The following is a 9,851-nucleotide window of genomic DNA, read 5'->3' on the forward strand; positions in this document are numbered from 1 at the left end:
TGAGCGGACATCCGTCGGTCGAGGAGGTCGCGCTGGCGACCGTCTCGAGACCCCGCGACGCGATCGCCTCCGTTCACACCGTGGCGATGGCGGAGGTCGCGCCGTGAGCGGACATCCGTCGGTCGAGGAGGTCGCGCTGGCGACCGTCTCGAGACCCCGCGACGCGATCGCCTCCGTTCACACCGTGGCGATGGCGGAGGTCGTGCGGTGACCACCCCGTCGATGGTCGAGGAGGTCGCGCTGGCGACCGTCTCGAGACCCCGCGACGCGATCGCATCCGTGCTCCTGACGGTGCTGGCCATCGGCGGCTGGTGGGCGACGTTCGACGGCATCGCCTGGCTGCTGGTCGGCGCCGCCGGTGCGTGCCTCGGATCGGTGATCGCAGTGCTTCACGCGCGCCGTCGGCTCCTCGGCTGGGCACTGGTCACCGTGCCGATCGCCTATGTGGGACTGGCGATCTGCGTGCTGGGCGTGAGCTTCGGCGCCAACGGCTGGCCGCGGTCGCAGACGTGGTCGCGGGTGTTGACGGGCGCGTGGGAGTGCTGGCCGCTGCTGGTCGGCACCCACCCTCCCGTCGAGGCCTCGGGCACGGTCCTGCTCGCGCCTGTGCTCGCGGGCGTGGTGACGGCGGCACTGGCCACCGGACTCGCGTTGGGCTCTCGCCGTCCGGGGGCACCCGTCGTACCTCTGCTGGTGCTGCTGACCGGCGTGCTGGTGACCGGTAGCCACGGATCGTCGGTCGCCCTGCTCGGTGCGGCCTACGGACTGGCCTGCTTGGTCTGGGTGGTGGTCCGCTCCGGCGGAGCAGGCGGCGCACCGGTGGTGGCCCGATGGCCGGTCGCCGCACCGGTGCTCGTGGTCTGCACCGTCCTCGCCGTACCTCTCGGTGGCAGCCTCCTCGGCGAGCAGCGCGACCGGCTCGTGCTACGCGAGGAGACGGCGGCCTATGGCGTGTCGGTCGTGCTGACGCCGTTGGACACCTTCCGCAGGTACAGGAAGCAGCCCGCCCTGCCCGACAACGCCTGGCGGCGACCACTGCTGGAGGTGACGCGTCCGGGCGATGCGTCACCGGCCGGGACGATGTTGAGGTTCGCGGTGCTCAACCGCTACGACGGCACCCGCTGGGTCACCGCCAACGACGTCGAGCCCGGCAGCCACGAGGACCGGTTCCAGCTCCTGTCTGCCGACTACCTGACCACCGACGAGGCCATCGGCCAGACGCCGCTGCGCATCGAGGTGACCGGCCACTGGAACAGCCAGTGGGTGCCGCTCACCGGTCGCCTCCTCGGGCTCAACACCGACTTCCCCGGTGCCGTGCCGGTGTCACAGCTGAGGTTCAACCCGGTGACGTCCTCGGCCATCGCCACGCGCACGCTCGGTGCCAGCGACGAGTACGAGTTCTTCTCCGACACCCCCGACACCCTGCTCCCGCGCGACGCCTCGCCGTCGCCGTCGGTCGACCGCGCGACGTACGACGCGGCCGAGTTCGCCGACACCTGGGCGCGTGCCGCCCTGGCCCGCGCGTCGTCGCCGCTCGACGCCGTACGTCGCGCGGCAGCCATGATGAAGAAGCGCGGCCGCTACAGCGACGGCGCGTTCGGCTGGGAGGTGCGGTTCGCCCAGGGACAGGACCGGCTGCGCCTCGACGACTTCCTCAACGGCGCCTACACCGTCGGCAACGACGAGCAGTACGCCGCCGCCATGGCCCTGGTCGCCACCCGCATCGGTGTGCCCGCGCGGGTCGTCGTCGGGGCTCGGGTGCCGGTCGACGGTGTGGTCAAGGGCCGCGACGTCGTCGCCTGGGTCGAGCTGCGGGTCGTCACCCCCGACGGCACCGAGTCCTGGCGCGAGCTGCCGCGGGCGTCGTACATGTCGTTCCGCCGTCCCCGCCAGAACGACCCACCCCAAGACCCCGTCGTCGTCCCTCCTGAGGCTCCCACCTCCGAGGTGGATCCGCCCGCCCAGCCTCCTCAGACTGATCGCGACGACCCTCAGGACGAGCCCTCCCGGTCGGATGAGCACGTCGCCGGTCGCTCGTGGAAGTGGCTGTGGCTGCTGGCTCTTTTGGCCCCTGGTGCCGTGCCGCTGGTCAAGGTCGTCCGCAGGCACCGCCGGCGGCACGCCCCCCGGGTGACCGCGAGGTACGTCGGGGCGTGGCAGGAGCTCGTCGACCGCGCCCGGGACCTGGGGGTTGCGGTGCCTGCTCGCCGCTCGCGTCCGTTGCAGGCCGTGGCCCTGGGTGCCGTTGACCTGGCGCGTTCCGCTGATGACGCGGTTTTCGGGTCCGGTGTGCCGTCCGTCGAGGACGCCGAGAGCTACTGGCGGACGGTGCTCGATCGGCGTACGTCCCTGCACTCCGGCTTGCCCTCGTGGCGCCGGTGGCTGGCGCCGTTCAGCCTCGCGTCGCTACGGCGTACCTGAGCCTCAGGTGATGGCCGAGAGCACTGACTCGATCGCGTCCACGACGGCCTGCGGTTGCTCGTCCGGGATCGCGTGTCCGCTGGGACTCACCAGCTCGTAGCGACCATTGGTCGACTCCGCGACGAGTGCGTGCTGCTCCTCGCTGTGGATGCGGTCGAACTCCTTGCGCAGGGCGGGCGGTAGGTCGCCCCAGGCAGCGGCGGGCGTGCCCGACGCACTGAGCAGCACCAGCGGCAGGTCGCCGAAGAACGGCTCTGGCGGGTCCAGCAAGGCATTGACCTCGGCGTAGCTGGCGACGATGTCGAGGTGCTCGGGATTCTGGCTCGGGTCGTGCTCGAAGGTCCCGAGATCGTCGTCGCGCCAGGCCCGCACCGCCTCCGGCTCTCCCTTGCGCTTCGGCGGTAGTGCGGCGAGGAACCGCGCACTGACCTGAGGGGGACGCGGGTCCACGAGCACCACGCCGGCGACGTCGGCGCGATGCGCGTCGGTGAAGACCGTCAGTGGCAGCACCCCGATCGACCAGCTGACCATCACGAACGGTCCCTCGATCCCGGCCCCCGCCAGGGTCGCCTCGAGGTCTGCGACCAGGTCCTTGTTGGTACGCCGTGCCTCCGGCGCCGGCGGACTCGCGCCCACGCCCGCCCTGTCGTAGGAGCAGACCCGCCTCGTCGGCGCCATGATGTCGACGACGCGATCCCAGGCATCGCTGGGCGCCCCACCCCCGGACTCGAACAAGACCGTCGGCACGCCCTCCTGCTCTGGCCCGAAGCACGTGACATGGATCCGCCGGTCCCCGATCGGTACGTCGAGGATGAGGTCGTTCGACGCCGGCGTCGTCTCGCTCGCCGTCTCGGTCGTCGTCTCTGCTGTCGTCGGTTCGGCTGGCTCGGGGCCCGCACCCGACGACTCGGCGCCGCCGCATCCGCTCAGCAGCGCGACGCTCGCCGCCACCGTCAGGACGCCGTACCGTCCCGCCTTCATGGACGGAACCTAGGACTTCTGCCAGCAGGTGGGAAGCAAGCTGCCTCTCCGCTCTGCAATCGTGCGTGCGAATTCTCCGCCAATAGCAGTGCGCGCGCTTAAGCTCTGGACCCACTCAGCTATCACGGGGAGGCAAGGGTGGGTACCTCACGGCCGCTGCCGCCTGGTCTTCGCGATGAGTTGATCACGACCGAGCTTGGGCAAGCCCTGGAACTTCTCGCGAGTGAGCAGGCCGACGTTTCGCCCCTCGACAAGAGCGAGGCGATCGAGCGACTGGGCAAACACCTGCTGAGAGTGGCGAGGCGAATGAGGTCTCCCAGCAGTGGAGACGACCTCGTCACGAGCGCTGAAGTCGTCAACGACGCCATCCGGGCATTGGGCGATGAATTCGGGGGTGATCACCTCCAAGTTCCCCTTCGAGTCCTTCGCGGGGTGCGGAGTGGGACGGGGCTGGCGGGCAGCGCCTTGCCGCAGCACCCGGCGATCCCACTCAGTGCGAGCGAACTCATGGTCAATGGAGCCGGGGAGCCCTCACTTGGTTCGGTGCTGAAGCAGGAACTCGGCTGCGCCGATGAGGTCGATCTCATCTGCGCCTTCGTGGGGTACAAGGGCATCGAAGCGCTCCGCCCGGATCTGCGCGCCCTGGCAGAACGGGGTGGCCGAATCCGCGTCATCACCTCGACGTACTTGGGATCCACCAGCCGAAAGGCGCTGGATGATCTGGTCAGCCTGGGGGCTGAAGTTCGCGTCAACTATCAGGGCATGGTCACCAAGCTGCATGCAAAGGCATGGCTGTTTCGGCGACCTGGTGAGCTCGACACGGCATTCATTGGCTCCTCGAATCTCTCCGAGGCAGCCCTCTATACAGGCCTGGAGTGGAACGTTCGCCTTGCTCGGGCGGACGCACCGACCGTCTTCAACCGCATCCACCAGGTATTCGACAGTTACTGGAACACGGCCAGCTTCGAGCAGTACTCCTTGGCCGACGCGGATCGATTGGATGCCGCGCTAGCCGAAGCGAGGGGGTTCGCCGCACAAGGATTCAGTCGCCGAGCACAGCGCACGATCGACAAGCTCAATGATCAACTGGAAGCGGCGTACGCACGCATCCAAGTTCGCGCTCGTCCGCACCAGCAGCGCGTGCTCGACGCGTTGGCCACGCGGCGCGGTGAGTTCGACGAGCATCAGCATCTGATCGTTGCCGCCACGGGGACGGGCAAGACCGTGATGGCGGCGCTTGACTATGCCGCACTGGGCGCCGCGGCTGGAGCTGTGCGCCCGACCCTGCTCTTCGTGGCACACCGCGAACAGATCCTGGCGCAGGCGCGTGAAACGTTCCGTCAGGTTCTCCAGGATCCCGGCTTTGGAGAACTCCTGAGCGGCTCGTCAGGACCTCTCCCACGTGATGCGCATGTTTTTGCCATGGTGCAGACCCTGCGCAACCGACTCGGATCGATTCCACCGACCGCGTACGACGTGATCTATGTCGACGAGGCCCATCACAGCACCGCGGATTCATGGGACTCAGTGGTTCGACACTTTGCGCCGCGAGAGCTTGTCGGGCTGACGGCAACACCCGAGCGGACCGACGGCGCCGACATCACCGACCTGTTCGGTGGCCGCTACACCACCGAGCTCCGACTTTGGGAGGCCGTCGACGATCAACTGCTAGCGCCGTTCGAGTACGTCGGCGTCGACGATGGCACGGATCTGCGCGATCTCGCGTGGCACTCCGGCGACTATGCGGTCGGTGCACTCTCCGAGCTCTACACCGGCGACCACGAGCGGGTACGGCGGATCGTCCATGCGATCCATCGTTGGGTCGAGCATCCAGGATCCATGCGGGCTTTGGGGTTCTGCGTCACGATCGCGCACGCCCAGTTCATGGCCGAGCAGTTCACGCAGCACGGCCTGAAGGCGGACTACCTGGTCGGCGATCATGATCAAACGCAGCGCGACCGGGTGCTTGGCCGGCTGATGGCCGGACAACTGCAAGTCGTCTTCAGCGTCGACGTGCTCGGCGAGGGTATCGACGTTCCCGACGTGGACACCTTGTTGCTCTGTCGGCCGACCCAGAGTCCCGTGCTGTTTGCCCAGCAGCTTGGTCGCGGCCTTCGGCTAGCGCCAGGTAAGGCCACCTGTCTCGTGCTCGACTTCATCGGCCAGCATCGAGCGGAGTACCGCTTCGAGCAGCGCTACCAAGCGCTCGTCAACCCCTCAGCGGGCGACATCCGGACGCAGGCGGAGGCGGGCTTCCCCTTCCTGCCGGCTGGATGCTCGATCACCCTGGAACGCGTTGCCCGCGAACGCGTGCTGACCGCCCTCAAGCGGGTGGCTGTGCGGCCCGGAGTCTCTGGACTACTGAAGGACTTCAAGACCGGGACTTGGCCATCGCTCGAGTCATTCCTGCACCGGACTGGTCGGACGGTCGAACAGTTCTACGGCGTCGACAACCGCAAGATGTCGTGGACCCGACTCCAACGAGAGGCAAAGTCGGCCGATGCGCCGGCCGAGCCTTCGAGCCCTTCCATGCGTGACGAAGAAGTTCTCCTCCTGCGTCGAGCCTCATACCTTCAACATGTTGCGGACGCCATGCGAGTCAATCGCTGGTTCGACTGGTTGAAGGCCGACGAACCCGTCAGTGCCGGCGAGTTGTCGATCGCTGAGCAGCGCCTGGCCATGCAACTGATGCATTGCCTATTGATGAAGCCCCACACGCTCGAGGAGGGATTCAACAAACTGTGGCGCCATCCGGCAGTCCGCGATGAGATCGCCGAGTTGTTAACGCTGAACCGTGCCGACCTCGACGTCTCCCCCGTCCCGCTGCTTGGCCTCGCCGACGTTTCGCTGATGGCGCATGCTCGCTACACCCGCGCTGAGGTGTTTGCCGCCCTCGGGGTCGGCACCGTTGAGCGCCCCAAGGAGCATCGCGAAGGCGTCTACTTCGTCGAGCACTCACGCGTTCAGCTCATGTTCGTCACACTGCACAAGGACACGCGGAAGTTCTCTTCGACCATCCAGTACCGCGATCACGCCCTGACGCCGGACCTGTTCCACTGGGAAACCCCCAACAACTGGCGACAGGAGTCACGCGGGACCCAGCGTTGCATTGGACAGGGGCCAGAGGGGTCCACGCATCGACTGTTGTTCGTCCGCGAACGCAGCTCAGGACCAGTGGAAGGAACCTTCCGTTGCTTCGGCCTCGTCGACCGACACGGCGACCTTGAGGGCGACCGACCGGTCGCCATCACCTGGAAGCTGCGTTCACCCCTTCCCGAGGTCGCCTTCGAAAGTGCTCGCCTCGTCACAGCGGGCTGACACTGAGAGCGAAGAGCGTGGTCCTAACGGGACCAAGTTCGAAACGTTTTTGGGACATCGTCAACCGCGTGGGGTCTGTTCCGCTCGCTCCCCCAGTTGCCCCGGCACCCGCACCGGCACCCGCACCCGCACCCGCACCCGCACCCGCACCCGCCGGACAGTTCCGGTTCAGTGCAGCACAGCGTGAAAGTGTTATACAACTATATCAATCAGGTTACTCTAGGGCCAACTTGGCCACGCAGTACGGCGTCAAGCGCGAGTCGATCAGCAAGCTGCTTCGCCGAGCCGGCGTCGAACTACGACAGACGGATTCCGGCCGCCGCGGTCAGCGACGGGTACTCCGGCAAGTGCTCGAGCACTTGCCGCACGCACCGCTCCTTGACCTGCGGATCGATCTTCTTCGGCATGATTCGCATCCTTCCAACTCAAAAGGATGCGGCATCAAATCTCGGGCGCTTCATATTCACTATGGATCAGCGCGCGGCCGAAGGCGACTACACGAGTTCGCCGGTGAGGCGAACGAGCAGACGCATGTGCATGCCCGCCTCGACTGGGTTCACCCGATCGACAACGAGCTCGAATGGGCGCTCCATGATCCGGTGTACGTAGTCGAGCAGTGGATCCGGGACATATCCGAGACGGTCACCGGTTTGCCTCACCAGCAAGGCACGCTCGTTGAACTCGTTGTCTGGCTCGCAGCGCAGTTCAAGACGATCGCCTGGCTTCAGATCGTCGATCGCGGCACGTTCCTCAGACATCAGGTGTCGGATGCCGTGAACAAGGAACGGCAGGCTGACAGGTCCCGGTTGGGGCAGTGGAGTCAGCTCGTAGGTGTCGCCGGTGCGACCCCCGCCTGACACGGCTAGCACTTCAAGAGGCCCAGCCTCGGCGCCCAAGCCCAACTGCTCCAACGTTTCGGCCCGCTCGGGTCGGTGAGGGTCCATGACCCGCTCAGCAAAGATCGGGAAGAGCGACTCGCTCTCGTGCACTCGCCCGAGCGGAAGTCCCGGCAGAGCTCGCGTCACGCCGCCGTCGTACTTGAAGCGGAAGGTGTGCCCGTCGTGGCTCAAGACGCCGACCCGACTGTAGCGACGGGTTTCGGGGTCCTGCCGACTGACAAGGAGCTCATCGGTCTTCAGCAGCGTCGCCATGGCACAACCTCCTCTGGTTCTCGAGCACCACCTGCTCCATAAAGGTAGACGCGACCTCCGACAGTCTCCCTTGAGGCGCCTCCAGTGTCCCCCGAATAGCGACCTCGTCCAACGCAGCGACCCGCGCTACCCAGAGATCTGCACCACTGCGCCGAACGGCCTGAAGCGCCAGGTCCACCAGCAGCTGCTTCCGTGGCGAGAACGGATTCGCCCGCCCTCGCCGCGCAAAGGCGACGGGATCCTTGTCCCGCCGGTTGTCGTCTGTCAGCCCGGCGCCCAACGCGCTGCCATGGTCGTAGGTCGGTGCGAGGAAGCGTGCGCCGTCGCTTTGACGCTCCATGATTGCCCAGTTGCCCGGATGCCGGTCGCCGTTCCCCACCAGGGCGTCGAGGACCAGATAGCCGGCGAACACAGCGAACGCTGATAGATCGCTGACCCCCGGCGGGGCCTCGACGTGTTCGAGGACCTGCTCGATGGAGTCGAGCGTGTAGCCCTCGTCGAGTCGCATGCGACCACCATCGGGATCGGACCCGACGGATGGCCGACGTTGGTAGCCCTCGACCTCGGGCAGATAGGTCGTGCCGGTGTTCAGGTTGAAACCGTGGGGCGTGACGTTGCGCGAGATCACCCCGGGTTCGCCGTCGAGTATCGCGAACCTGCACTCCGCTGCAGGTAGGTCGATCGCGGCGGCGAGGCAAGAGGTGAAGACCTCGGCACAGTCCGTCAAAGCCGCTTCGGAGCCATCGCCAGTCGTCTGGCGGTACTTCCACAGCCAGTGTTGATCGCGGGGCGCGTCGGCGTCCTCTGCGATCCACCGCTTGTTCTTGTCGCGCCCGCCCGGCTCGTCACGGATGACGGTCCATGCCGACACGTCAATCTCCACTGCACTCCTTCACCCGGGTGATTCCGACCGTAGTCATGATCTCCGATAACAGTGGTCAGGTCCGTCGGGATCGCCGCCCGCGCGGTGGGCGCGACGGCGAGGTCGGGGTGTTAGTCGACCGGCAGCCAGTCATGGGCGTATGCAGCGTCGTCGAAGACGCTCGGGAGCTGCCCGTTATCACGCCCGCTGCGTACCTCGACGGCTAGCTCCTCATAGCCGCCGAGGCCACCGAGTCCTCGGACGGGCAGGCCATCCGAGCGCCGATGCAGCGCGACGCCTACGGCGGCTCCTCGACCACCAGCTTGTGGTCCCAGCCGTCACCGAAGTCACGCTCGTACCAGAGCTCGTCGCCCTTCTGGGCGAGGAATTGATCGAGTCTCACGTCGTCTTCGAGCGTCCCGTCCTCGCCCTCATCGAGGTCGAAATGCCTGGGATTACTGATGGTGGAGCCTAGGGGACTCGAACCCCTAACCCCCTGCTTGCAAAGCAGGTGCGCTACCAATTGCGCCAAGGCCCCCAGTACGTGTCTGGTGGAGCGGCGGAGCTACTCCGCCGAGGACGACGAGACGTTGTCGGTCGCCTCGGCCCAGAGGGCCTGCTCGTGCTTGCCCTCGTCGAGCTTGCGCTTGGCGTAGACGACGCCGGCGGCGGCGAGCAGGACGAACAAGATCTTCTTCATGAGTGTGGGTCTCCCGTCGTTGCAGTGGGCCTAACAGGACTTGAACCTGTGACCTCTTCCTTATCAGGGAAGCGCTCTAACCGTCTGAGCTATAGGCCCGGGAAGCGGCGCCACCGCCCCGCTGGGGGACGGTGACCGAGGACGAAGATACCGGACGGCCCGGAGGGCGGACCAATCGTGGGGGAGCGGCTGGGTCACTGGGTTTCGAGACGGTTGCTAGCGCAACCTCCTCAACCAGCGGGACTCGCGGCGCAACCCTCCTCAACCAGCGGGACTCGATCACCGACGTACGGGGGGCTGGGTTTCGAGACGGTTGCTAGCGCAACCTCCTCAACCAGCGGGACTCGCGGCGCAACCCTCCTCAACCAGCGGGACTCGATCACCGACGTACGGGGCGCTGGGTTTCGAGACGGTTGCT

General features: G+C 66.7%; 7 protein-coding genes and 2 tRNA genes. 2 read left to right on the forward strand and 7 right to left on the reverse strand.

Annotated elements, in window-relative coordinates:
- Positions 1-207: 207 nt before the first annotated feature.
- Positions 208-2,421, forward strand: a complete 2,214-nt coding sequence (locus ISU10_RS22290; protein ID WP_194698656.1) for a transglutaminase TgpA family protein — start codon at positions 208-210, stop codon at positions 2,419-2,421.
- A gap of 3 nt (positions 2,422-2,424) precedes the next feature.
- Here ISU10_RS22290 and ISU10_RS22295 read toward each other — a convergent pair whose 3' ends face one another.
- Positions 2,425-3,402 carry an alpha/beta fold hydrolase gene (locus ISU10_RS22295; protein WP_194698657.1) on the reverse strand — a complete coding sequence of 326 codons (978 nt, stop codon included), beginning with the start codon at positions 3,400-3,402 and terminating at the stop codon, positions 2,425-2,427.
- 138 nt (positions 3,403-3,540) lie between these two features.
- Between ISU10_RS22295 and ISU10_RS22300 the strand changes: the two genes are divergently transcribed.
- Complete coding sequence (locus tag ISU10_RS22300; protein WP_194698658.1) at positions 3,541-6,720, forward strand: DUF3427 domain-containing protein; 3,180 nt, start codon at positions 3,541-3,543, stop codon at positions 6,718-6,720.
- A 494-nt stretch (positions 6,721-7,214) separates the two neighbouring features.
- Here the strand turns inward: ISU10_RS22300 and ISU10_RS22305 are convergent, their stop codons facing one another.
- The 6 genes from ISU10_RS22305 to ISU10_RS22325 all read right to left on the reverse strand — a co-directional run bounded on the left by ISU10_RS22305 (position 7,215) and on the right by ISU10_RS22325 (position 9,532).
- A complete protein-coding gene (locus ISU10_RS22305) occupies positions 7,215-7,871 on the reverse strand; it encodes an HIRAN domain-containing protein (RefSeq protein WP_194698659.1) in 657 nt (218 codons plus the stop codon).
- A complete protein-coding gene (locus ISU10_RS22310; protein ID WP_194698660.1) occupies positions 7,846-8,754 on the reverse strand; it encodes a HipA domain-containing protein in 909 nt (302 codons plus the stop codon). Before ISU10_RS22310 ends, ISU10_RS22305 begins: the two co-directional genes overlap by 26 nt.
- 277 nt (positions 8,755-9,031) lie before the next feature.
- A complete protein-coding gene (locus ISU10_RS24300) occupies positions 9,032-9,136 on the reverse strand; it encodes an IS1096 element passenger TnpR family protein (RefSeq protein WP_370865793.1) in 105 nt (34 codons plus the stop codon).
- 59 nt (positions 9,137-9,195) lie between these two features.
- Positions 9,196-9,271: transfer RNA gene (locus tag ISU10_RS22320), tRNA-Ala, on the reverse strand.
- A 27-nt stretch (positions 9,272-9,298) separates the two neighbouring features.
- Complete coding sequence (locus ISU10_RS23390; RefSeq protein WP_228501755.1) at positions 9,299-9,433, reverse strand: DLW-39 family protein; 135 nt, start codon at positions 9,431-9,433, stop codon at positions 9,299-9,301.
- A 25-nt stretch (positions 9,434-9,458) separates the two neighbouring features.
- A tRNA-Ile gene (locus ISU10_RS22325) sits at positions 9,459-9,532 on the reverse strand.
- Between the last annotated feature and the right edge of the window lie 319 nt (positions 9,533-9,851).

Origin of the sequence: Nocardioides agariphilus (assembly GCF_015352445.1) — a bacterium.
GTDB classification, from domain to species: Bacteria; Actinomycetota; Actinomycetes; order Propionibacteriales; family Nocardioidaceae; genus Nocardioides; species Nocardioides agariphilus.